Origin of the sequence: Hymenobacter aquaticus (assembly GCF_004765605.1) — a bacterium.
In the GTDB taxonomy this organism is placed as follows: Bacteria; Bacteroidota; Bacteroidia; order Cytophagales; family Hymenobacteraceae; genus Hymenobacter; species Hymenobacter aquaticus.
Genome location: NZ_SRLC01000001.1, coordinates 1,480,122 through 1,504,224, shown reverse-complemented (window position 1 = coordinate 1,504,224; position 24,103 = coordinate 1,480,122). Strand labels below are relative to the sequence as shown.

Below are 24,103 nucleotides of genomic sequence, written 5' to 3'. Positions count from 1 at the left end.
ATCCTTATCCAGAAAACAGTTGCGCCGCCAAGGCTCCCCTCTCCCGGAGGGGAGGGGCCGGGGGTGGGGTCACAACGACCCGCGCCGGATGGTATAAAACGGGTTTCTGACTTTGCCGCGGTGCTTTTCCAGCAGCTTGGTGGCGGCGGTTCGGCCCATAGCCTCGAAGTCGGTGGTGATGACGGTCATGTTGAGCAGCTCCTTCAAGGGGGTTTCGTTGAAGGAGATAATGCCCACTTCGCGGCCCAGCAGGTAGCTGGTCTGCCGGGTTTTCTTGACCAGCTCCACCAAGTCGGTTTCCCGGATGACGACGTAGGCCGTGCCCGGTTCGAGCACCTCGCTCATGGCGTTTTCGACCACCGTGAAGGTCTTGTTGTGAATCAAACAGAAGGAGCGGAAGCCCCAGGGCAATTCCTCGGGGTGGTTGGCGTCGGAGGGCAGCACCAGCACCAGGCGGGAGTACTTGGCCAGCAGGTCCTGGGCGTTTTCCAGGGCGTTGAAAATGTCCTTGTCGAAATCCTGGAACACGCGCAGGCAGTCGTGCTGGAGCTCGGGCACGTCGCGGTCCAGCAGTACCAGCTCCTGGCTCGGAATCAGGTTCAGAATGGCCTGGTAGGTGGCTTTGGGCGTGTCGAGGGTGAAGTGGGGCATCACCACGTAGTAGTTGTACTTGCCCAGGTTCTTCTCGATGATTTCCTGGAACAGGTTCACGTTGTAGTGGTGAATCTGCAAGTCGACGGTGGCCTGGTCGCCGAGGGCTTCGAGGAAGGCGTAGTAGATGATTTTCTTGTAGGAGCTCAGCTTGTTGAACACCAGCAGGATTTTGAGCTTGGCCGCGCCCTTGCCCTGCACGTAGTAGCCCTTGCCCTGCACCGAGGTAATGAAGCCCCGCTCGCGCAGCTCGCGGTAGGCTTTTTCCACCGTGTCGCGGGCCAGGTAGTGCTCCACGCTGAGCTCAGAAATGGAGGGCAGCTGGTCGCCGTTGCGCAGCAGGCCGCGCTCAATGTCCATTATCACCGACTGCACAATCTGCTTGTACTTCGGGGTTTTATCCTGGGGCTTCAGTTGGAGGGTATACATGCCGGCGGGCGCAGAATCAGGGTGAGAGTCCTTAGGCCCCGCCGCTGGATTCCGACCCCGATACGCCGGGTTGAGCAGCACGCGTGCGGGGCCCAAAAGAGAGCAAAAGGCGGGTCATGATAAAGCGGAATGCGCGGATAGGCAAATCCGAAAAAGTGAATATTGGCCGGGCCAACGGGGTGCCCGGCCCGCGGGGAGGAAGGCAAACAGCTCAGCTTCAGCGGGCTGAAAGCGCGGCGTCAGCACCGCACAATAAATATAAGAAATTGGCAGCAACTGCGGGAAAAGCCAAAAACCTGGCCTGCCAATTCCGCGGAATCGGCCGGCCAGGTTTTGGCGGGGGATAAGCAGCAGGAAGGGGTTAGCGCACAAAGGCCATAGCCACGCCGCCGTCCACGTTGAGCACGTTGCCGGTGCTCTTGCGCAGGGAGCCGTCCACGAAAACCAGCACGGCCTTGGCAATATCCTCGGCCAAAACTTCCTCGCCCAGCAACGTGCGCTTGGCGTAGTGGGCCGGCAAGTCCTCCACGCTCACGCCGTAGGCTTTGGCGCGGCCGGCGGCCCAGTCGCCCTCCCAGATTTTGGAGCCCCGCAGCACGGCGTCGGGGTTCACGGTGTTGACGCGGATTTTGTCGGCGCCCAGCTCGGCGGCCAGCAGGCGCGACATGTGCAGCTGGGCGGCTTTGGCCGTGCCGTAGGCCACATTGTTGGGGCCGGCCACCAGGCCGTTTTTGCTGGCGATGTTCACCACGTCGCCGCCCAGGCGCTGCTTGCGTAGAATCTCCACGGCCTGCTGGGTCACCAGAAACTGGCCCTTCACCAGCACGTCGTTCAGGATGTCCCAGTCGGCCTGGGTGGTTTCGCTCAGGGGCTTGCTGATGGACAGGCCCGCGCAGTTGACCACGATATCCACGCCGCCGAACTGCAGCACCGTGGTCCGCAGCGAGTCGGCAATGGCCGGGGCGTTGGTCACGTCGATGGGCGTGGTCAGGGCGTTGTCCTGGCCGTACTTCTTGCGCAAATCCGCCTGGGTTTCTTCCAGCCGGTCCCGGTCGGTAGCCACCACTACGGCGCCGTGTTGCAGCAGCAGCTCGCAGATGGCCAGCCCGATGCCGCCGGTGCCGCCCGTCACGTAGGCAATCTGGCCCGACAGGCTTTTGGGCTTGGGCATGCGCTGGAGCTTGGCTTCTTCCAGCAGCCAGTACTCAATGTTAAAGGCTTCCTGCTCGGCCAGGCCCGTGTACTCACTCACGGCCTCGGCGCCCTTCATGACGTTGATGGCGTTGGTGTAGAACTCGGCGGCCACGCGGGCGGTCTGCTTGTCTTTGGCAAAGGAGAACATGCCCACGCCGGGCCACAGAATCACCACCGGATTCGGGTCGCGCATGGCTGGGGAGTTCGGGTGCTTGCTCCGCTCGTAGTAGGCGGCGTAGTCCTGGCGGTAGGCCGCAAACTGTTCCTGCAAATACTCTTTCACGGCCGCCAGGGGCTGGCGCATGGTGGCCTCGTCGAGCACCAGCGGGCGGATTTTGGTGCGCAGGAAATGGTCGGGGCAGGAGGTGCCTTTCTGGGCCAGGCGGGCCAAATCGTGCGAATTCACGAACTCCAGCACCCGGGCGTCGTCGGTGTAGTGGCCCACCATGCGGCGCTGCCCGGAGGCCAGGCCGCGCAGCACGGGCATCACCTCGGCCGCCTGCTGTCGGCGCGTATCGGCATCGGGGCCGTTTTCGAGCTTCACCCCGCCGAAGACGGGCTTACGCTGGCCGTAGTGGGCTTCCAGGTAGGTGGCCGCCATTTCAATGACTTCCAGCGTGTTGATGTAGGATTCGTAGCTGGTGTTGCCCCAGGTAAAGAGGCCGTGCCCGCCCAGAATCACGCCCCGCAGGTGGGGGGTGTCGGCCACGATTTTCTCGAGCTGCAACCCCAGGTCGAAGCCCGGCTTCTGCCAGGGCAGCCAGCCCATGGTGTCGCCCCAGATGTCGCGCATGATCTGCTCGCCGTCCTGGCTGGCGGCAATGGCAATGAGGGCGTCGGGGTGGAGGTGGTCGATGTGCCGGAAGGGCAGCAGGCCGTGCAGCGGGGTGTCAATGGAAGGCGTGGCGCACTTGGGGTCAAAGAGGCAGTACTCGAACAGAGCCACCATTTCGTCCTCGAACGGCAGGCCGCGGTACCGGCTTTTCAGCGCGTGCAGCTTGTCCACGTACAGGTTGGCGCAGCCGGCCTTGGTGAGCGTGCCAATGTCGCCGCCCGAGCCTTTCACCCACATTACGTCCACGGGCTGGCCCGTCACGGGGTCGGTTTCGGTGAGCTTGCAGCTGGTGTTGCCCCCGGCGTAGTTGGTCAGCCGCAGGTCGGCGCCGAGCAGGTTGGAGCGGTACAGGAACAGGGCTACTTCGTCGCCGCTCAGCTCCAGCGCCTTGGCTTCGTCCCAGAGGTAACTAACGTGTTGAAAGGTCAGCGTTTTTTCCATGATGGCGCTTCGGTTGTGTGGGGGGCTAAAAAACAGATAAGGATTGCTTGTCAACAAATTACGCGGGCTGGCCTCGGGCCTACATCCTGCACTCTCCTGCTCGGGCATAAAATAATTGTTACTTGCCGCGGCCGAAAGATGAGTTGAAAATGCGCGGGCCGCTACTTTATTTTTGGCAGGAGAGCACAGGATAGTTGGGCGCCAGCAGAACGGCAGCTTTGCCCAAACCCACCACATTTACCACTATGGCAGTCATTTGGGGAGTAATTCTACACGCGTTGGGCGGTTTCGCCTCCGGCAGCTTCTATCTGCCCTACAAGAAAGTGAAAGGCTGGTCCTGGGAAAGCTACTGGCTGGTGGGCGGCATCGTGAGTTGGGTGTTTGCGCCGCTCATTATGGGCTCCCTCACGGTGAAAAACCTGCTGGGCGTGCTGGCCCAGGCCGACACCACCACCCTGGCCTGGACCTACCTGTGGGGCGTGCTCTGGGGCTTCGGCGGCCTCACGTTTGGCTTGGCCATGCGCTATCTGGGCCTCTCGCTGGGCATGGCCGTCACGCTGGGCTTGTGCGCCGTGTTCGGCACGGTGGTGCCCCCGCTCTGGCTGGGCACCTTTCCGGCCCTGGTGCACTCCACGTCGGGCCAGGTAATACTGATGGGGCTGGTGGTCTGCGTGATAGGCATTCTGATCTGCGGGCTGGCCGGCATCATGAAGGAAAAGCACCTGACGGCCGACCAGAAAAAAGAGGGCGTGGCCGAGTTTGATCTGCGCAAGGGCATCGGGGTGGCCATTTTCTCGGGCGTGATGAGTGCCTGCATGTCGTTTGGCCTCACCGCCGGGCAGCCCATTGCCGATCTGGCCAAAGCCTCCGGCACCGACCCGCTCTACATGAACAACGCCGTGCTGGTGGTCGTGCTGCTCGGGGGGCTGACCACCAACGCCGTGTGGTGCATCTACCTGAACGTCAAAAACAAAACCTACACCGACTACCTCAACCCCACGGCCCCGGCCCTGCGCAACGTGCTGTTCTGCGCCCTGGCGGGCTTCACGTGGTACCTGCAGTTCTTCTTCTACGGCATGGGCGACTCGCAGATGGGCGACTACCGCTTCTCGGGCTGGACGCTGCACATGGCCTTTATCATTGCCTTCAGCTCGTTCTGGGGCCTGTATCTGCACGAGTGGCGCGGGGCCAACCGCCTCACCATGCGCACCGTGGCGCTGGGCATCCTGGCCGTGGTGCTGAGCACCGTCATCGTGGGCTACGGCAACTACCTGGGCACGGAAGCCCCGGCGGCCCCCGAGGCCAAAGCAGCGCCCAAGGCAACGTCGGTGGTGCAGGTCGCGGCCACGGCTGGGGAAACCACGCGGGAAAATTTGAGCCAGTAGCAAGGTAAAATAAGGCTTAGATTTTCAGGGAGTTAGAATTGGATAGAGTGCTCAGAAAAGCCGCGCGCAGCTTCCCTGGTGGGGTGCATGCGCTAACGGAGCCTATCTTTGGTATAGTCCTTGACTTTGGCGCTGCCATCGTTCCGGGCTGATCAGCCCCCTAACTTTCTTATTCTTCTATGTCCATCTTTACCCGCTCCCTGTTTCTGGCCGCCGTGGCCGCCACCAGCCTGCTCACGGCCTGCGCCGACAAATCCGAAGACGAGGCCACCCCGGCCGACCCCGCGCCGACGTATGGCCTGGGGCATTATTTCCACTACCCGGCCACCAACACGGGGGGCGGAACCATCCATGCCGCCCAGGACATCACGGGCGAGGCCCGGCTGTTTGCGCAGGTGCTGGCCCTCGATTTTGAGGCGGGACCCGATGGTCCGCACTTTGAAATCGACCGGGGCCAGCTGAAAAGCGGCTGGGTGGGCACCTACGCGCTGCAAAGCCCCGGCAGCCCCAGCGCTCCGGTTTTTGCGTCCTATTCATACACTGACTCCGGCGGCGGCATCCGTATCTTCCGCTTCAGCAACTTCAGCCCCAAGCTCACCGGCAACGTGACCATTACGGCGTACGATGCCAAGCGCCAGCTCGTGAGCGGGAACTTCGACGTAACGGCCCCCGGCGAAAACGACCCCACCAAAGGAACCCTGGAGACGAAGTGTGACATGCACATCTTCGGGGAGTTCACCAACATGAAGGTGAAGCCGCAGCAATAAACCGCCTTCTCCACACGAAAAAAGCCGACGCAGCAACGTCGGCTTTTTTTGTGCGGATGCTGTACCCCGAAGCGAATTCGGACGGGTGATGGGCACTACGCAACGACAATGGTTGGGTAACTAACAAAGACGAGTTTCACTTGCGGAACCAAGCTGCGGCAGCAAAAGCAGCTGGTATAGTGTTTTCGCGCCGTAGCATGGCAGTATACCTCATATGGTATGCACAGGTTAAGTATCTGTTATAGGTGTTTACCTATTCGATGGATTCGATGAACGTAAGGTATATGAATGTATAACAACTGAAATAGTGTTTACCTAAACTGGTATACAATGTCGAGTTAGGCAAAATTCTATTTACCTCTGTTATAATCGCGTCGGACAAGCCGCCGTGGTTAGCGCACGATGGTGATGGTGCCGTGCTGCACGACGCGCTGGCCGGTTTCATCCACGGTTTCGAAGCGCCACACGTAGGCGCCCGGCACCGGCTGCTCGTTGCCCACCCGCCCGTTCCAGACCTGGCTTTGGTTGGTACCGCGAAACACCTGCTGTCCGTTGCGGTCCACCACCGTGAAGATGTAAGAGTTTAGGAAGCGGCCTTTCACTTCGAGCACGTCGTTGAGCCCGTCGCCGTTGGGGGTGAAGGCCGTGGGCAGCACCGCCCGCAGCTCCCGGACTACGGTGGCCACGTTGGAGTAGCTGGGCTGGCTCAGGCCGGGGCTGGTGGCGGCAATGCGGTAGCGCAGCACTTGCCGGTCGGTGGGCGGGGTCTGGTCGAGGAAGGAGGTGGCGGCGGCGCTGGCCGCGGGCTGGGCCACCACGGTGCCCGCCGCATCGAGCAGCTGCACGGCATACCGCACGCTGCCGGCCGGATCGGGGCCGCGCAGTTCGCTCCAGTCGAGCTGAGCCGAGTTGCCGTTCAGGTCGGCGGCTTTAGCCGTGAGCACCACCGGGCAGAAGGGCGCGCTCAGGGCCGAAGCATTGCCGCAGTCGTCGACGAACTGCGCCTGGTAGCAGGGCGCACCGGCCGAGCCAAGCAGCGCCAGGGTCGAGTCGCGCTGGGTGCGGCGCGTGGTCAGGGCCAGCTCGGTGGCCGCGCCCAGGTTATTGACCCGCAGGTAGCGCACCCTGCCGCCGGTTGGCAAACCCGGCACGGTAGCCGTGAGCACCACCTGGTTGGCGGGCGTGAAGCTGGCTACCAGCTGCGGCACGGGCAGCACGGGACTCGGCGTGGTGGTGGCGCAGGCCTGGTTGGATACGACGACGGTGCTGGCCGCGCCGCTGCCGCTGCTGGCTTCGAGCTGGTAGCAGTAGCGCACCCCGCAGGTGACGGCCGCGTCGGAGTAGGTGGTGGTGCCGGCCGGCAGGGTGGCCAGCGGCTGGCCGTCGCGCTTCAGCACGTAGCTACCCGCGCCGCCGGTAAAGGACAAATTATTCTGCCCGTTGGTCGAGCTGGCCGCTAGGAAGATGGCGCACACGGCCGGCGACACGGGCAGCGAGGCCGTGGCGCACACGTCCTGCACGCGCAGCCGGTAGCAGGCCGCCGCCGTCACGCCGCCGAGCGTGGCCCCGGTGCCGCTGAATACGGCCGGCACGTCGCGGTAGCCGCCGGGGCTGCCGGCATCGGCCTGCTGGAGCACGTATTGGTAGCCGGTGGGCAGCGGGTCGAGCTGAAACTGGGCCTCGGTGCCCGTCAGCGCCAGCCGCCGGATAACGGGAGAAGGCGCGGCGGCCAGGGTGGTGAACGTGGTGCTGTCGGCGCCCACGCACAGGCCGCCGCCGGTGTAGAAGCCCTTCACCACGACTTTGCCCGTGGTGGTCGGCACGGCATACACCCGGGGGCCGGCACCCTTGGCCACGGGCTGGGGCACCCCGTCGTTGATGCGCACGGAGTAGGTGTCGTAGGCCTGGTCGGTGATGGTCACGCGCACGAAGCCGGGCGAGCAGGCTTCCACCTGAAACGTGGGCTTGGCCGTGGCCTGCACGTCGTAGACGCGCAGAAAGATAGTGCCGGCCCCGGCCCCGGCCTGGGCGTTTTCGGCCACGGTAATCTTGCCCGCCTGCGTGGGCGTGAAGGTGTTGGTGCGGCTGCTGTAGCCGGTGCAGGGCGCGGAGGTCAGGGCGCCGGGCACAAACTGGTAGTACAGCGCGTTGCGGTCGACGCCGGCCCGGCCGGGGCAGGTGATGGTGATGCGCACGGCCCGGCCCACGCAGAAGCTCTGCACGGGCACGCCCGTCAGCAGGTCGAAGGCCTCGAAGGGCTGGCTGCAGTTGGTGGGCAGCGCATCCAGGCACTGGGCCCGGGCCGGGGAGAAGCCCAGCACCAGTAGCAGCAGGCAGGCAAGGAAGCGGAGTTGGTTCACGGGCTTCATAACGTACGACTTCCGCATTTGCGTTTGGTAGAGCGCTAAAAATAGGGTATCGGCCAGGAATAGCACGTTTTCGTCCTTCATCTGTCATCCTGAGCACAGCGAAGGACCTTATCACGCCTGAGCAAGTCGTTGTTGCACTGGTCGTTCGTATCCCGGAAGGTCCTTCGCTGTGCTCAGGATGACAGAATAGTGTGGCAATGGCAGCCCGCGAGATTCCTCGCGCTGCTCGGAATGACGTTCTATTAAAATAGGACGTTTTAACCAACTCTACGGCCAGTCGTAGCTTTGCACGAAGGCGGCGGCGGCGTGCAGGTCGGGGTAGAGCACCCGGTCCCGGCTCACGAACTTCACTTTTTCGCGGAAGGCTTCCACGACCCGCTCCAGCACGGGCGAGGTGCGGGCCGGGCGGCGGAAGGCCAGGGCCTGGCAGGCGTTCATCAGCTCGATGCCCAGAATCTGCTCCACGTTGTCGACCACGCGGCGGACTTTGGTGGCGGCGTTGGCGCCCATGCTCACGTGGTCTTCCTGCCCGTTGCTGCTCACGATGCTGTCGACCGAGGCCGGGGTGCAGAGCTGCTTGTTCTGGCTCACGATGCCGGCGGCGGTGTACTGCGGAATCATAAAGCCCGAGTTCAAGCCCGGCTCGGCCACCAGGAAGGGCGGCAGCCCGCGCTGCCCGCCGATGAGCTGGTAGGTGCGGCGCTCCGAAATGCTGCCCAGCTCGGCCACGGCAATGGCCATGAAGTCGAGGGACAGGGCCAGGGGCTGCCCGTGAAAGTTGCCACCCGATAAGATCAAATCATCCTCGGGGAAGATGTTGGGGTTGTCGGTTACGGCGTTGCACTCGGTTTCGAACACCTGGGCCACGTAGGTCAGCGCGTCGCGGGAGGCCCCGTGCACCTGGGGCTGGCAGCGGAAGGAGTAGGGGTCCTGCACGGCCGTTTTGGGCTGCTGCTGCAACTCGCTGCCGGCCAGCAGCTCCCGGATTCGCCCGGCCACCTTCAGTTGCCCAGCGTGGGGCCGGATGACGTGCAGGCGGTGGTCGAACGGCTCGGGGCGGCCGTCGAAGGCTTCCAGCGACAGGGCCCCGATGACGTCGGCGGCCTGGCTGAGGCGCTCGGCCCGCAGCAGGCTGTGCACGCCGTAGGCCAGCATAAACTGGGTGCCATTGAGCAACGCCAGACCTTCCTTGGCTTCCAGCCGGATCGGCTCCCAGCTAAAGAGGTGGTGGGCATCGGCGGCTTGCAGGCGGTAGCCTTCGTAATTGACTTCGCCCAGGCCCACGAGCGGCAGGCAGAGGTGGGCCAGCGGGGCCAAATCTCCGCTGGCGCCCAACGAGCCCTGCTGATACACCACCGGTAGAATCCCGCGGTTGTAGAAGTCGAGCAGGCGCTGCACGGTGGCCAGCTGCACGCCGCTGTGGCCGTAGCTCAGGCTCTGGGCCTTGAGCAGCAGCATCAGGCGGACCAGCTCGGCCGGTACTTCCTCGCCCGTGCCGCAGGCGTGCGACATCATCAGGTTTACCTGCAACTGCTGCCGCTCCTCGGGGGCAATGCCGGTGTTGCACAAAGCCCCGAAGCCGGTGTTGATGCCGTACACCGGCGCGTCGGACTGGGCCAGGCGGTTGTGCAGGTACTGGTAGCAGGCCTCGATGCGCTGGGTGGCGGCGGGGCCGAGCTTCACGGTCTGGCCCGAGGCCAGGAGCTGGCGCAGGGTCGGTAAGTCGAGGTGGGTGGTCGGGTCGAGGTAAAAAACGTCGGCGGACATGCGGGTGGGTGGAAAATGGGAAAAGGGTGACCGGCAAGTTCCTGAAATCTTTTGGAACCGCCGCCGCAATTGTCGGCCCCGTAGATCCAGGCTGCAGTCGCTCGGCTGTGCCGAGTGACGACTACGTGGAGCGGCTTTGCCGCGAGCGTCCCGCGCCATCTGGTAGCGGGTCGGGCTGGCGGCGCGGTTTAATTCGCAGCGGAGCTGCTCAAGCGTAGTCGTCACTCGGCACAGCCGAGCGACTGCGGCAAAAACTATCGGGAAAAGCAAGGAGGGCCTACCACGCGTGTGGTAGACCCTCCCAAAAACTTCGACCTATCCGGGAAATCTTTCCCAGGCCCTCCGGAAAACTTCGGCCTATCCGGGAAATCCTTCCCAGGCCACCCGGAAAACTCCGCCCGTTCCGGGAAACGTTTCCCAGGCCATCTGGAAAACTTCGACCAGTCTGCGAAACGTTTCCCAGGTACTTCGGAAAACTTCGACCGGTCTGCGAAACGTTTCCTGAGCACCCCGGAAAACTTCGACCGGCCCGGGAAACGTTTCGCGGGGTGGCCGGGCTAGGCGGTGAGCGTGGCCAGCACCTGCTCCAGGGACAGGGTTTTTTCCTCGCCGGTCTTCATGTCTTTGAGCTTAAACTGGCCGGCGGCGCGCTCATCGGGACCCTGAATCAGCACGTAGGGAATGCCTTTGGCGTCGGCGTACTTGAACTGCCGGCCCAGCTTGCCGCTTTCCGGGTACATTTCGCTCGGCACGCCCGCGGCCCGCAGCTCCCGGAGCACCGGCAGCAGCAGGGGCATGGTTTCCTGGTCGAAGTTGGTAACCAGGCAGCGGGTGGTCGTCGCGGCGCTTTCCGGGAACAGGTTCAGCTCGTCGAGGCAGTCGTAGAGCCGGTCGACGCCGAAGCTGAAGCCCACGCCCGACACGCCCGGCAGGCCAAACGCGCCGGTCAGGTTGTCGTAGCGGCCGCCGCCGCTCACGCTGCCCATGTTCACGTTGTTGATCTTGATTTCGAAGATGCAGCCCGTATAATAGGAGAGGCCCCGCGCCAGGGTCGGGTCAAATTCGAGGTGGTCGAACTGCTCGAAGCCGAAAGCCGTGAGGAAATCTACCACCTGGCCCAGCTCCTGCAAGCCCTTGTAGGCGTCGGCCGCCTCGGTGGGTACGCCGGCCGCGCCGAATGCCGCGCGCAGCTTTTCCAGCTTGTCGGTAAACGAGCCTTCCACGGCCAGCAGCTCAAACAGCTGCCCGGCGGCCTGCTCCGAAAAGCCCCGCTCCAGCAGCTCCTTGGTCACGCCGTCCCGCCCGATTTTGTCCAGCTTGTCGATGGCCACGAACAGGTCCGTTTCCCGCGCCTCCGTGTTCAGCGCCTGGTAAATGTTGCGCAGCACCCCGCGGTGGTTGATCTTGATAGTAAAATCCGTCAACCCCAGGGCGTTCAGCACCTCGCTCATCATCAGTACGATTTCGGCCTCGCAGAGCAGCGAATCGGTGCCGACCACGTCGGCGTCGCACTGGTAAAACTCGCGGTAACGGCCGCGCTGGGGGCGGTCGGCGCGCCACACGGGCTGGATCTGGTAGCGCTTGAAGGGGAAGGTCAGCGTGCCGCGGTTCATCACCACGTAGCGGGCGAAGGGCACGGTCAGGTCGTAGCGCAGGCCCTTTTCGGCAATCTTGGGCAGCACGGTCTTGGCCCCGGCTTCAAGGTCGGCGGCCGTTACCTGCTCGGTGATTTTGTCGCCCTTCTGCTTTTTGAGGAAGTTGCCCGAATTGAGTACCTTAAACAAGAGCTGGTCGCCCTCGTCGCCGTATTTGCCGGTCAGCACCGAGAGGTTTTCCAGGGTTGGGGTTTCGAGCGGGGCGTAGCCGAACTTCTCGAAGGTGCGGCGGATGATGCCGAAGATATAGTTGCGGCGCGCCACCACGGCGGGGCCAAAGTCGCGGGTGCCTTGCGGGATGCTGGGCTTTTGGATGCTCATCGGAAAGGGGGTGCGGGTAGTCGGGAATCTGGGCGCAAAGCTACGCAAACCCGGCCGGGCGGCCTCCCCCTTTTATGTGATGCCCCGTGTCGCATTTGTCCAATGACCCGCTGCCGGCGGGTGGTATCTTTAACGATAGGTAGGAGGGTGGCGCGCAGGTGTGGGTGGGCCGGCCATTTCAGCACCAGCGCATGAGCATCCAAAAACTAGCCGTTTGCCCCCAGCTAACCGACTTTGTGGAGTACTACTGGGTGTGGGAAGGCACGGCGACGCCGGCGCAACCCCTGGTCAACGCGGTGCTGCCCTCCACCATTCAGTCGCTGATCGTGGTCTTCGGCGACCCGTACCAGACCATCACCTTCGACGGCCGGGAGGTGCGCGACATTCGGGCGGGGCTGGTGCTGGGCCGCGTGACCACGCCCCGGCTCTACACGCGCCATACCGGCCAGATCGGGGTGTTCGGGGTGCGCTTCCGGCCCACCGGATTCTACAACCTGTTTGGCGTGCCCATGGCCGAAATCACCAACGATACCCTGGAGCTGGACTGCGCCGCCCACGGCTTCAGCCACGAGCTGACCCAGCGCGTGTGCGAGGCCGAAACCAGCCTGCAGCGCCAGCAGGCGGCCGAAGAGCTGCTGCTGGGGCGCCTGCGCCAGGTGCAGCCCGCCTTCAACGCCGTCGACTTCGTGGCCACGCAGATTATTGAAAGCCACGGGCAGGTCAGCATTGATGCCCTGGCCACGGAGGCCAACCTGAGCAACCGGCAGCTGGAGCGGCAGTTTCTGGCCAAAGTGGGTACCTCGCCCAAGTTCTACGCCCAGCTGGCCCGCTTCAGCCACGTGTTCAACATCCTGAAGGAGGAGCCGGCCGCCCACTGGGTAGACGTGGCCTACCGCTGCGGCTACTACGACCAGGCCCACTTCATCCGGGAGTTTCACCGGTTTACGGGCGAGTCGCCGGCCGCCTATTTCCACCACTACGACGAGTACGCGCAGTTTTTCTGGGCCCGGTAGCCGGCCCGTCGTATTCGTCCAATACTTCGGCGGCGGGCCGCTGTATCTTGTCCTCACCCTCCCATACTTCCTGGATAGCCGGCCGTGGCCGGCGAAATAGCCCGTTTGGGGCTGGCTGGCCGTGGCTTGTCTTTTTCTTTCCTCACCCTACCTATTGCGCCATGAAAACGAACCTGCTTTTTCGTCCCTTACTCGTTGTCCTGCTGCTGTCGGCCTCCCTGGCCGCGGCCGGCCCCCGCCCAACCCGTTCCGCCCCGGTGCAGGGGTACTGGAACGTGGAAACCAACCTACTCACCCGCGACTACAGCATCATCCGCTTCTTCAACGACCAGGATCAGCTCGTCTATGAGGAGCGCATCGACAACCTGTGCCTTGATTTGAGCAGTGGCTCGGGCCTGTGCCGGCGCACGGCCAACCAGCTCAACGTGGCCCTGCAGCAAGTGCTGCTCAACCCCGCCGCCCCCCAGCAGAACCCCACGATGCTGGCCCAGCAGTTTGGCCAGAACCGCCGCGTGCAGCGCGTGTACGCCGTGCGCTGAAGCGCCGCTCCTTGGGTAGTACTGCGGTAGTACCCGAGTGCCCGCGCCCTCTGTCGGCCCCCGGCCGGCGGCTTGGTACTGCATTGCTCCCTGCTCAACCCCGCCCGGTAGTTTCCCAAAGCCCCTCCTGATAGCCCTTATTGTGTTGCGCCGCGCCGGGCTGAGTACCGGCCAGGGCTTATGATGCCCGCCCCGTTTTCTGTTTCGCCCTGTTTCTCACACCTATTGCGGGGCTGTGCCCCTTCGTCCTTTTTTCTTGTCTATCATGAAATACCTTCTGTTTTTTCGTCTGGGCCTGCTAACTATTTTGCTGGTGGCCGGCGTGAGCCTGCGGGCCACGGCCCAAACCCGGGTTTACACCGAAGATGCTGATCAGCCCGGCCTGGGCTACTGGACTATTGAAACCGACCCCGCCCACCGCGACTACAGCGTAGTGCGCTTCTACACACCCGAGCACGAGAAAATTTACGAGGAGCGGCTCGATGGCCTCTGCCTGGACCCCAGCCGCGGCACAACGGCCTGCCGCCGCACGGCCCGCATGCTCAGCGCCTCCATTGTGAACGTGCGGCGCGAGCGGGCTGCCTCCATGGTGGCCAACGGCCTGGGAATGTACCGCAAAGTACCCCGGACCTACGCCCTGCGCTAACCGGCCCGCGCGGCCGGGAGTTGCTACTGAAAGCCCGGGGTAGGGGGAAGGGTATCGGCGTCCAGCAGCGAGGGTACCACCAGGGGCTGCGACTCGGCGTCGAGGTCCAGGAAATGGTGGCGCACTACGTCGGGCACGTGGCAGAGCACGAGGCGGCGGTCCTGGCCGTGCAGCAGGTAGGCGTAGGCCAGCAGCAGGTCAATGGCTTCCGGGGTAAGGTGGTCGAGCAGGCTGCAGTCGACCCAGATGGCTTGCTTGGCACTGCGGGCGGCCCGGTGCAGGGCCCGCGTCAGCTTGATTTCATCGACTTCAGTGCTTGCGGGAGCCAATACCAGTAAATAGCTGTGGGGCAACTCTTCCCGGTGAACATCAAGCATAGCGGCAATAACGAGGGGCGCGTAAGAAGGGACCAGCAGCCGCAACGGTTGCCGCTTCCTTCATACGCGCCCCTTTCCGCTCCCGACTTGGCATTTAGCAAGGAAATATGGGCTGATGGGAAGAAAAGCAGGCTACGGCTGAGCTTCCGCCGGCTCGCGGGTGGCCCTGCGCACCTGGTACAGCACCGAGCCGGCCAGCGGCGCCTTCAGGGCTGCCCGCAGGCCAGCCCGGCGCAGGGTGCCGTTGGTCCAGTCGTTGCAGGTGCGCAGGGCGTGGTAGCGGCCCCGGCCCCGGAAGAAAAAGTCGTCGGGAGTGTAGCCGGCCGCATTGCGCAGCACGGTGGGGCCGCTGCTGTCGGGGGCGAAGTACAGGGCGACCTGGGCGGCCAGGCGCTGATACTGGGCTGGCGAAATGCGCAGGGCGGCCACGTGCCGGCCGGGCCGCGGCGGCTGCCGGTAAAAGTCGACGTGCATCAGCGTGCGGCCCGGCGCCAGGGCGCGCAGCATGGTGGTGGCGCCGGGCAGCTTGCCGCCGTACGACTCCAGGTAAAACCGCTCACTGCCCCAGCCGAAGCCCACGTACTGGTAGCCGCCAAAGCGCGCGGCCAGGGCCGGCTGCTGCAGCTGGCTCAGCCAGTCGGTGCCGGTGCGGTCCTCGCGCAGGGGCAAAACCAGGTCGGTATGCACCCCATTGGACACCACAAATACGGCAATACCGTCGGGCGTCGGCCGAAACTGCCGGTTGACGGGCACCAGGGTGCCGCCGAGCAGCAGAAGCAGAAGGGTCAGGGCCGCGTGCATTGTCTTTCCGCTTTCCGCGCGCAAGCAACCGCGCCGGGCATGCTGGGAATTGGTAAGCCGTAAAGAAAAGGGGAAAACTTCTCGGGCGGAAGTTTTCCCCTTTCTTTAGCCCAAGGTCCGGATCAGACTGCCTTAGTTGGCGGGGCGCCCCATCAGCTGGGCCAGCAGGGCCCGCAGGGCGGCAGGGCCATCAGGGCCGTATAAAAAGCTGTGGCCGCCCGTGGGCCGCGAGGCGAAATGCCACTGCCGGGCCCAGGGGTGCTGCTGGGTGTAAATGGCCCGTACCTGCTGGTAAGCAAACACCGGGTCGTCTTCGGCGTGCAGCGAATACAGCGGCGGCCCCTTGCGCAGCTGACGGAAGTTGAGCGGACCCAGGGCACTGACCGGATTAGCGGCAATAGCAAAAAAGCCCGCGAAGCCCGCCGGCGACTGGCACGCGTACCAAAACGCGGCTGTGCCCCCATTCGACATGCCACCCAGGTACACGCGGCGCCGGTCGATGTGGTAGCGCTGCTGTACCTGGGCTAGCATGCGGCGCACGTTATCCAGGGCGGCCCGCTGCTCCAGCCAGCCAAACGACTGACGTCCGAAGGGGTACAGTACCAGGGTGTTCTGCTCGGCGGCAGCGGCAAAGATGGGTTCCTGCGCCACCTCCGGAGTGGCAGGAAACTGGGTGGTGCTGCTCACGCCGCCGTGCAGATACACGATTAGGGCCGTGGGGCGGTCCGGGCGGTAGGTGGCGGGCACGTACACCAGGTAGGGCACCCGCACCGTATCGACGGGCGCGTAGTAAAGGGCAAAACCTGGCTTGGCCGCCGCGTAATGGCCTGTTTGGGGCGGGGTGGGCAGGGCCTGGCCCAGGGCTGCGGCCCGCCACGCGGTGGCGGCGCGGTGTGCCTCCGCCGCCCGGCGGGCAGCCGTCTGCCGCAGGGCCGCCAAAAAGCTGTGCCAGGCCGCAAACTTATGCAAGCTCCGCATGCTTTCTTCCTGCGCCATATTGTCCACGTCGCGGGCGGTGATGGGCAGGTTGGGCTGGCGGGTCAGGCGCAGCAGCCAGCGCAGGGCCAGTGGCTCCTGCCCGGGACAGTTGGCCGCCGCCCCGGCCCCGGCATACAGGTCGAAGGGCCCGGCCAGGGTGCTGTCGGCAAAGGCTTGCGTGAAGGTAGTAGTGGCCTCGCAGTAGTTTTTCTGCGCGAGGTGCCGGGCGGCCGTTTCCAGTAGCTGGTCGTAGGTCGGGAGCGGCGCGCTGGTGCGGGCCGAAGTTTGGGCGTGTGCCAACGGGCTGGCCAGCAGCAGGAGCAGGGCAGCAGATATGAAGCGGTTCATGCGGTATAATCAGCCAGTGAGTTAGTGCAGGCGTTGCAGCTGCTGGGCGGCGTTTTTGCTGTGCGGGTCGAGGCGGAGCACCTGCTGGTAATTTTTGACGGCCAGGGTTTTGTTGCCCAGCTCCTGGTAGGTTTCAGCCAGGCTGTCGTAGGCGTTGGCGCTTTTGGGGTAGAGGCTCACGTTCAGCTTGAAGATCTCCAGGGCCTCGCGCGGCTGTTGCTGGCGCAGCAGGGAGTAGCCCCAGGCGTTTACCTCGGATTCGGGCAGCTGGTAGCCGGGGTTCTGCTTTTGCTGCTGCCGCACCAGCGCCAGGGCGTGGTCGAAGCCGCGGCGGCGCAGCTCGTGGTGCAGGCGGCGCAGCGTGGGCGGCAACCCGAAGCCAGTTGCCAGGCGCATGTCGGGTACGTAGAAGCTGGCCAGCTCATCCACGAACCGGTCGGGGTTGGCCCCGGTCAGGTTGGTCAGCACCACCACGGCCAGGTCGTCGTCGGGGTACAGGAACACGGCCGACCGGCCCCCGCCCACCGGGGCCACCGCCCGGTGCTCGGGCCGCGTGATGGTGGGCCAGCCCAGGGCGTAGCCGTTGAGCTGCTTGCTGAAGCCCCGCTCGGTGCCGTTGGTGAGCTTGCCGGGCGTCCAGAGCGTGGGCAGGCTGGCGGGTTGCAGCAGCTTGCCTTGTTGCAGGGCCAGCACCCAGGTCGCCATTTCCTCGGCCGTCGAGTTCAGGCCGGCCGCCGTGCGCAGCATGGGCGCGAATACCTCGAACATATTGTGCAGCTCGGCGGTGCGGCGCAGCTCCCCATCCACGGCGTAGAAGTAGGTGTAGCCCCGGGTGCTGTGGGGCACCACGCTGTTGGCATCGGCAAAGGTGGTGCGGGGCAGGCCGGCCACTCGCAGTTGCCGGTCCTCAATAAACCGGGTGAAGGGCTGGCCGCTGAGCTGGTCGATGAGCTTGCCCACCAGCAGGTAGTTGGTTTGGTTGTAGCTGAATTTCTCCCCGGGCTGCGACTCCAGGGGCTGGGCCTGCACGGCTTTCCAAGCAGTGAGCTGGTCGTCGGCCGTTACTTGCACACCCTCAGGCAGGATGTCGGGCAGGCCGGAGGTGTGGGTCAGCAGCTGCCGCACCGTGATGCCCCGCCAGGCGGCGGGTAGCTCCGGCAGGTAGCGGCCCACCGGTGCGGCCACGTCCAGCTTGCCGGCTTCCACCAGCTGCATCACGGCCACGCCCACGAAGGCTTTGGTAATGGAGTTGATGGGAAACAGCGTGGTGCGGTCGACCGGCACCGAGTCCTGCACGTTGGCCAGCCCGTAGTGGCCCAGCTTCACGATGTTGCCGTGGTGCACCACCGCCAGTTGCAGGCCCGGAATGCGCAGCTGCTGCATCCTGGCCCGGATAAAGAGGTCTATGCTATCCGGTTTGGCGGGGGGCGGGGTTTGGGCCAGAGCCGGCGAAGCGGCCGTGAGAGTTAGTGCGGAACAAAGGCTGGTAAGCCAGGTCGTGATTTTCATTCAGGTAGCAGAACGGTGGTAGCAGGGGAAAGCAGGGAAGCGGCAGGGTTATTTTATTCTTTTGGCGCAGTTGGCGCGGCCGGTTAAGGAAAGGCCTTGGGCTGGCCGGTTAGCCCCCGAAGCCGCCGCCACCGCCCTGCGGGGCCGCTTCGATTTTCTTCGGGGGCTTGTTCGAGCCGAAGTACCAGCTGAAGCCCAGGTAGCCCACCCGCGTTTCGTACTTGTTGACGTAGGTGGCCCGGTAGCCATTGTCGCCGAAGGCTTCGATGCGCTGGCGCTGGGTGTTGAGAATGTCGCTGACCCGCAGCGTGAGGGCGGCCCGGTCGGCAAACAGCTTCTGACGCAGGGCCACGTCGATGCCGCCCTGGGGCAGCAAACGGCCCTGGGGCGTGATGACGGCGGCGCGGTAGGTGCCCGTTACCTGCACGTCGAGCTTGGCGGTGGGCGTGAAGCTGTTCATCAGCCGGGCCGTGCCGCTGAGGTTGCTGCGGCTGGCTTCGGTGTTGGCCAGGGCCGTGACGGTGCTGCGGAACAAAGAGCCGCTGGCCGTTAGGCGCCACCACTTGGCCAGGGGCTGATTCAGGCTCAGCTCGGCACCGTAGGTTTCGTTCTGGCCGAAGTTGCGGAAGTACTCCTTCGTCACGACGCCCACCTCCGGGTTCAGGGCCGTAGCGGCTTCGTCTACTTCGCGCAGGCGCTGGATGGCGCTGGTGGTCCGGCGGTAAAACAGCGTGGAGCTCAGGCTGGCCCCGCCCATCGACACCTGGTGGCCCAGCTCGAAGGCGTTGATGTACTCGGGCCGCAGGCTGGGAGTACCGAGGCGGTAGAAGCGCTGGTCGTTGTAGAGCGGGAAGGCCAGCAGCTGCATGAAACCGGGCCGGTTCAGGCGGCGGGCGTAGCTGAGCTGCAGGCGCTGGTCGCCGGGCAGAGTGCGCACCACCGAGGCCGAGGGAAACAGGTTGAGGTAGTTGAGGCGAAAAGCCCCCAGACCGTTTTCGACGTGACCCTGGGTGCGGGTGTATTCGGCCCGCACGCCACCCTGGTAGCTCCACTGGCCGCGCTGTAGCTGGTAGGTAGCGTAGCCGGCGTGCAGGTCTTCCTGAAACGTGTAGGCTACCGAGCGGTCGGCCTGGCGGGTGTAGTCGGTGGGGCGCTCCAGGTTCTGGAGCAGGAAGTCGGCGGTGCCGTCGTTGGTTTGCCACTGGCCTTTGTAGCCCAGGTCCAGGCGGCTGGTCGAGTCGAGGGGGTGGGTGTAGTCGAGCTGGCCGTACACGGCCTGGAGCCGCACGCCCAGATCCTGCTTCCACTCGGGGTCGGGGCCGGCGCTGGTGGTCAGCTGCTGGGCCACCACCACGTTGGCCCACAGGTTGGTGTAGCCCAGGTTGGCCGTCATTTCGCGGCCCTTGTGGGCGGCCCAGGTGCGCTTGTAGTCCGACGATACGTCCAGGGTTTTCACGCTTTCGGTCACGCGCTGGTTATTTTCCTGGTTTTCGCCGTTCACGTCCGTTTGCTGGGTGGTGCGGTTCAGGCCCGAGTTCAGGTGGGGCTCGGCCGTAAGCGTCAGGGTCTGCTCGGGACTGAGGGTGTAGTCCAGCCCCAGGCGGGCGTCGTGGGAGGAGTTGTGGCGCAGCCCCCGGCCCGTTTGGTCAATCGTGATGCGCTGGTCCTGAACCAGGGCCGTCTGGTCGATGGTGTTGGTGTTGCGGTACCGGTCGTCGCGGCCGTTGTAGCTGCCAAACAGGTTCATGTTGCCCCGGTGGCGGTTCAGGCTCAGGGAAGTGTTGTACTTCTCGGCCGTGCCCAGATTGGCTACGGCCTGCCCGTTCCAGCCGTCCTTGCGCTGCTTTTTCAAAATAATGTTGATGACGCCCCCCGAGCCGGCCGCGTCGTAGCGGGCCGAGGGGTTAGTCACGACTTCCACCTTCTCAATGGCGCTGGCCGGAATCTGCTCCAGGCGGGTGCCGATGCCCCCGTTGGCGGCCCCGGAAGGCTTGCCGTCAATCAGCACCGTGATGTTGCTGCTGCCGCGCATGCTCACCGTCCCGCTCTGGTCCACCGACACGGACGGCACGTTCTGCAGCACGTTGACGGCCGTGCCGCCCACGCTGGCAAGGTCTTTTTCCACGTTGATTACCTTCTTATCCAGGTTGTCGACCACGGCGGCCCGCTCGCCCCGCACCGTCACGCCCGCCAGCTGCGTGGCCGTCGGCAGCAGCTTCAGGGAGCCCAGGTGCGCCGCTGGCGCGGCGACGGTCAGCGTCACCGTCTGGCGCAGGGGCTGGTAGCCCAGCACCGTGGCCCGCACCAGGTAAGTGCCCGCCGCCAGCTGCTCAATGGCAAAGGCCCCGGCTTCACTGGTCTGCGCCCCGTTTACCAGCGTCGAATCCTGGCCCCGCAGCACCACCACGTTGGCAAACGGCAGGGGCTGGTTGGTGGTTTTATCCAGCAAAACACCTGAAATTGAGCCATTTGTCTGGGCCTGCAAGCCCAGGGGCAAGAGCGTAAGCAGCAACCCCAGGCACCACAGGGCCCGGTTGAAAGTAGACGAGAAGGTCATGGCGAGAGAAGTAGGGAGTGGAAAAACAGGGCAAAGACTGGCCAGTCCAGGCGGCCGCGGATCCGCTGGGGTGCCTTTGCGCAGGCATTCAAAACAAAGGGCAGGAACGCTCCTCAACCAGTTCCCGGGGCCACGCTCCACGGAAAAGCCGATGGTGGTCAGCTTATCCGCCGCAGGTGCTGCAACGCGCCCGTGGCGAAACCCGGGTCCGGCTCTTTGGTCGTAAACCAAAGCAAAAGAGGGAGCGGCGAATTACTAAGACAAATATAGTAGAAGGTACTATGTGACGCAAGGTACCTTGATAAAAAAATAATTGTTTCCGGCTGTAAGGTGAGGTAAGCAGCTCAAAAACAATTACGTGCGTGCCGCCGGCGGCAGGGCATGGCGCCGGTTGCGCCATGAATCAGGGGTAAAGAGACAGGACAAGGGCCCTCAGCAGGCAGTAGGAGCCGGGCCCGGCTCCCGCCGCCCGCTGAGTATATCCTTGGTCGGGGGCTGGCTAGCGCGAAGCGTAAATCCGCTGGGCGCGCCGCTGAAAACCCAGCCCGTTCGTCACCATCGAGTTGTTGCGGGTTTGCTGCACCTGCACCAGGGCGTTGCTGAGCATGCGGGCCGTGCGGCGGCAGGCGGTTGTGCCCCGGCTGGGGTCCAGGCAGAGGTCGTTGAGCCGCTCCTCGTAAATTTTCTCGTGCTGGGCGTTGTAGAAGCGCACCACGCTGTAGTCGCGGCGGGCCTGGTCGGTTTCGATGGACCAGTAGCCGGTGCCGGGCTGTTTGCCGTCTTCGGTGTACACCGAAGTTTGGGCGTTGGCCATCGTGATGGAGAGGCCAAAGGCAACGGCCAGCAGGCTCAGGCGGGAAATCAGGGAAGTTTTCATAGCGCAGTAAGGCAAGAGAGTGTGAGAGTTGGGTTGAAAGCACCCCGGCAAACGCCGAAGTCATGCAAGAAAGCGGGAAGCGTTGGTTGCTAGTTAAAGGCCAGCATGTTGGAGTTCATGGGCTGCAGGCTCAGGGTGCCCAGGGCCACGTTGGCCTGTTGGGGCCGGAAAGTCAGCTGGGGCTGGTTGGGCTGGTAGCCCAGCACGGTGGTGCGGAGGGTGTAGGAGCCAAACGGCACGTCTTTCAGGCAGAAAGTACCATCGGCGCGGGTTTTGGCGCTGCGAATCAGGGTGTTGACGCGGCTGCTGAGCAGCACCACGTTGGTGCCCGGAATCGGCTCGTGCGTGTCGGCGTCCCGCAGTACGCCGGTCAGGGTGCCGTGCTGGGCGGTGGAAGAGGAGCTCTGCACGCCCGAAATCAGCAGGGCGGCAAACAGACAGGCAGCAAGGGAACGGAAGAAGGAGGAGGAGTTCATGGCAGTAAGAGAAAAAGGGAGAATGAGGGCAAAGGCCAGCCAGGGCGCGTCCAAACAGCCGCGGATCTGTTCCGGAGGAGTAGCCGGTCGATGCAGAAAGAGGGTATGCTCAAGCCCGAAGAGCCGCTGCTGGTGCAACGTGCTGAGGGTCAGGCTCCGGTAGTAGGCCGGGACTACACTGCCTGGCAGTCGGTGGGGGAGGGGCTTTGTGGCGACTCCCCGCTAGGCAGAGTGGAAGAACATGACAAAGGTAACATATGGTACTATGTGATGCAAGGTAGTTTTAAAATTTATTTTCCTTTCAGTGAAAATCCTTGCATTTACAAGGGAAAAACGGGGTCGAATTGTAGTTTGCCCATCCCTTCCTGTACTATCTCCTGCATCACACCCAATAAGATGGAGCGCATGGGGAAAGGGCTGCCTGCGGCCCGAATTATTTTTGTGGGTTATCTGCTAGTTGTGTAGTAAGTATCTGTTTTATAGAATATTACTACCTGAAAAAAGAAACCCCACCGCCGGGCTTCGCGCCTGACGGTGGGGTGCTTATGCGGGGGAAAGACGGGCTAGGCCGCCAAAACCGGGACTACTTGCCGGCTTTTACTTCCTGGCCGTTGCGGAACGTTACTTTTTTGGTCACGGCCTTGCCGTCCGGCCCGAAGTAGGTCCAGACGCCGGTTTCGCGGTTGTTGCGGAAGGCCCCGCTGATTTCGGTGGTGCCGTCTTCGCGCAGCTGCTTGAAGGCCCCGGCTTTCACGCCTTTCAGGTACGTGGTTTCCGATTTGGGCTTGCCCGAGCTGTAGAACTCCCGACCAATGCCTACGGGCCGGCCGTTTTCATACAGCAGCTTGTTTTGCACCGCGCCGTTGTCGTAGTACGTCAGCTTTTCGCCGCCCAGCTTGCCGTTCACGTAGCTTTCCTGGGTCTGCACCTGCTTGCCGCCGGGGAAAAACGTGCGCCAGGTGCCGCTGGGCTGCCCGTTCTTGTAGAGCTGCTCGCCCTTGGCCATGCCGTCCTCGTAGTACAGCGTGATTTTCCGGTCCCGGGCCTGGTTGGAATACTCGATGGTTTGCTCCGGCTTGCCCGACTCGTAGAAGTCCTGCTGGGGGCCGTTGAGCACGCCGTTGCGGTAGGTCATCTTGCTTTTCAGGGCCCCGCTTTCGTAGTAGGCCTTGGCGGGGCCTTCCAGGTTGGCCGTGCCGCCGGTCATCTGCCGGGCCTGCTTGGTCAGATCGTCGCCCAAGGGGTTTTTCACGGCCCGTCCGCTCAGGTTGGAGGCCACGTAGGTGCCCTCGGTGCGCAGCTTGCCCGAGCGGTAGTAGCTGCGGTAGCTGCCCCGGCCGGTACGGTCGGCCAGCACCTCGGTTTCGACTTGCCCGTTGTCGTAGTAGGTTTTGTAGGGCCCCGCCAGCAGGCCGCGGCTAAAGGTGGCTTCGCTCTGGAGCTGGCCGTTGGGGTAGTAGGTTTTCACCGGCCCGTTGGCCTGCCCGTTGTCGTAGGTGATTTCGGCCTTGGGCTTGCCGTCGGCGTACAGCTCGCGCACCACCCCGGCCGGCTGACCGTTGTTGAGCGTAGTTTCGAGCTTCACTTCGCCGCTGGGGTGGTAGTAGCGGAGCGTGCCGGTGGGCTGGTCGTTTTCGTAGGTGCCTTCCTGGGCCACCTTACCCGATTCGTAGTACGTCTTGAACGGGCCCTGGCGCGTGCCCTGGCGGTAGGTTACTTCCAGCCGCCGCTTGCCGCTGGGGTGAAACTCGACGTAGGCCGAGTCGCGCTTGCCGCCGGCGTAGCGCGTCTGGGCTTCCAGCTTGCCCGAGCGGTAAAAGCGCTTGTAGGGGCCCTCCAGCACGGTGTCGCCGGCCACCAGGGCGCCGTATACCTCGCGCTTCTGGGTGTTGGTCGAGTCGTAGTAAGAAACCAGGCGGCGCAGCTTTTGCGCCTGCGCGCCTTGGGCCGACAGCAGGCCCAGGGCCGCCAGCAGCCAGAATCGGGAAGAAAGCAAGGAAGGTACGGTCATCGGATAGGAGGGAAGGAAAGCAAAGAAACCCCGTTGGTTTCCGCCTGTGCCTGCAAACGCTAAGCCAGCCAGCTTTAGTTTGCCAGAGCCGGTGGCAAATAAAAAGCCGCCCTTAGGTAGAGCGGCTTTTTACAAAGATACGGGTCCGGCGTGAGCC

At 63.9% G+C, this 24,103-nt stretch carries 18 protein-coding genes; 5 read left to right on the top strand and 13 right to left on the bottom strand.

The genetic code is table 11. The annotated features are described in order from the left end of the window. Positions 1-69: 69 nt before the first annotated feature. Both E5K00_RS06180 and E5K00_RS06175 read right to left on the bottom strand, forming a co-directional pair. Positions 70-1,080, bottom strand: a complete 1,011-nt coding sequence (locus E5K00_RS06180; RefSeq protein WP_135462372.1) for a GntR family transcriptional regulator — start codon at positions 1,078-1,080, stop codon at positions 70-72. A 361-nt stretch (positions 1,081-1,441) separates the two neighbouring features. Continuing rightward, on the bottom strand, positions 1,442-3,550 hold the full coding sequence (locus tag E5K00_RS06175; protein WP_135462371.1) for a bifunctional aldolase/short-chain dehydrogenase: 2,109 nt from the start codon (positions 3,548-3,550) through the stop codon (positions 1,442-1,444). A gap of 245 nt (positions 3,551-3,795) precedes the next feature. On the opposite strand from E5K00_RS06175, the gene rhaT reads away from it, so the two are divergent. Continuing rightward, positions 3,796-4,935 carry an L-rhamnose/proton symporter RhaT gene (gene rhaT / locus E5K00_RS06170; protein WP_135462370.1) on the top strand — a complete coding sequence of 380 codons (1,140 nt, stop codon included), beginning with the start codon at positions 3,796-3,798 and terminating at the stop codon, positions 4,933-4,935. A gap of 179 nt (positions 4,936-5,114) precedes the next feature. Next, complete coding sequence (locus tag E5K00_RS06165) at positions 5,115-5,702, top strand: hypothetical protein (RefSeq protein ID WP_135462369.1); 588 nt, start codon at positions 5,115-5,117, stop codon at positions 5,700-5,702. Between the two features lie 392 nt (positions 5,703-6,094). Here the strand turns inward: E5K00_RS06165 and E5K00_RS06160 are convergent, their stop codons facing one another. The 3 genes from E5K00_RS06160 to hisS form a co-directional block, all read right to left on the bottom strand. After that, positions 6,095-8,089: a T9SS type B sorting domain-containing protein gene (locus tag E5K00_RS06160; RefSeq protein ID WP_167856765.1), complete on the bottom strand. Its 1,995-nt coding sequence runs from the start codon at positions 8,087-8,089 to the stop codon at positions 6,095-6,097. A gap of 249 nt (positions 8,090-8,338) precedes the next feature. Continuing rightward, complete coding sequence (gene hutH / locus E5K00_RS06155; RefSeq protein ID WP_135462367.1) at positions 8,339-9,838, bottom strand: histidine ammonia-lyase; 1,500 nt, start codon at positions 9,836-9,838, stop codon at positions 8,339-8,341. Positions 9,839-10,395: 557 nt separating this feature from the next. Then, positions 10,396-11,814: a histidine--tRNA ligase gene (gene hisS / locus E5K00_RS06150; RefSeq protein WP_135462366.1), complete on the bottom strand. Its 1,419-nt coding sequence runs from the start codon at positions 11,812-11,814 to the stop codon at positions 10,396-10,398. Positions 11,815-12,005: 191 nt separating this feature from the next. Between hisS and E5K00_RS06145 the strand changes: the two genes are divergently transcribed. The 3 genes from E5K00_RS06145 to E5K00_RS06135 all read left to right on the top strand — a co-directional run bounded on the left by E5K00_RS06145 (position 12,006) and on the right by E5K00_RS06135 (position 14,012). Then, a complete protein-coding gene (locus E5K00_RS06145) occupies positions 12,006-12,827 on the top strand; it encodes a helix-turn-helix domain-containing protein (protein ID WP_135462365.1) in 822 nt (273 codons plus the stop codon). Positions 12,828-12,988: 161 nt separating this feature from the next. Then, entirely contained in the window at positions 12,989-13,366 is a 378-nt protein-coding gene (locus E5K00_RS06140) for a hypothetical protein (RefSeq protein WP_135462364.1), read from the top strand. A 265-nt stretch (positions 13,367-13,631) separates the two neighbouring features. Continuing rightward, positions 13,632-14,012, top strand: coding sequence for a hypothetical protein (locus E5K00_RS06135; protein ID WP_135462363.1), 381 nt, complete (start codon positions 13,632-13,634; stop codon positions 14,010-14,012). Positions 14,013-14,035: 23 nt separating this feature from the next. On the opposite strand, the gene E5K00_RS06130 is transcribed toward E5K00_RS06135, so the two are convergent. From E5K00_RS06130 to E5K00_RS06095, 8 genes are all read right to left on the bottom strand, one after another. After that, entirely contained in the window at positions 14,036-14,389 is a 354-nt protein-coding gene (locus E5K00_RS06130; RefSeq protein ID WP_135462362.1) for a hypothetical protein, read from the bottom strand. Positions 14,390-14,521: 132 nt separating this feature from the next. Beyond that, on the bottom strand, positions 14,522-15,190 hold the full coding sequence (locus tag E5K00_RS06125) for a TIGR02117 family protein (protein ID WP_135462361.1): 669 nt from the start codon (positions 15,188-15,190) through the stop codon (positions 14,522-14,524). 132 nt (positions 15,191-15,322) lie between these two features. Next, entirely contained in the window at positions 15,323-16,516 is a 1,194-nt protein-coding gene (locus E5K00_RS06120; protein ID WP_135462360.1) for a hypothetical protein, read from the bottom strand. 21 nt (positions 16,517-16,537) lie between these two features. Continuing rightward, positions 16,538-17,923 carry a serine hydrolase gene (locus tag E5K00_RS06115; protein WP_262710086.1) on the bottom strand — a complete coding sequence of 462 codons (1,386 nt, stop codon included), beginning with the start codon at positions 17,921-17,923 and terminating at the stop codon, positions 16,538-16,540. A 211-nt stretch (positions 17,924-18,134) separates the two neighbouring features. Next, on the bottom strand, positions 18,135-20,582 hold the full coding sequence (locus tag E5K00_RS06110; RefSeq protein WP_135462358.1) for an outer membrane beta-barrel family protein: 2,448 nt from the start codon (positions 20,580-20,582) through the stop codon (positions 18,135-18,137). 499 nt (positions 20,583-21,081) lie between these two features. Then, positions 21,082-21,459: a hypothetical protein gene (locus E5K00_RS06105; RefSeq protein ID WP_135462357.1), complete on the bottom strand. Its 378-nt coding sequence runs from the start codon at positions 21,457-21,459 to the stop codon at positions 21,082-21,084. Positions 21,460-21,548: 89 nt separating this feature from the next. Then, positions 21,549-21,935 (bottom strand): carboxypeptidase regulatory-like domain-containing protein, encoded by a 387-nt coding sequence (locus tag E5K00_RS06100; protein WP_135462356.1) that lies wholly within the window; start codon positions 21,933-21,935, stop codon positions 21,549-21,551. A 583-nt stretch (positions 21,936-22,518) separates the two neighbouring features. Further along, positions 22,519-23,946, bottom strand: coding sequence for a toxin-antitoxin system YwqK family antitoxin (locus tag E5K00_RS06095; RefSeq protein WP_135462355.1), 1,428 nt, complete (start codon positions 23,944-23,946; stop codon positions 22,519-22,521). Between the last annotated feature and the right edge of the window lie 157 nt (positions 23,947-24,103).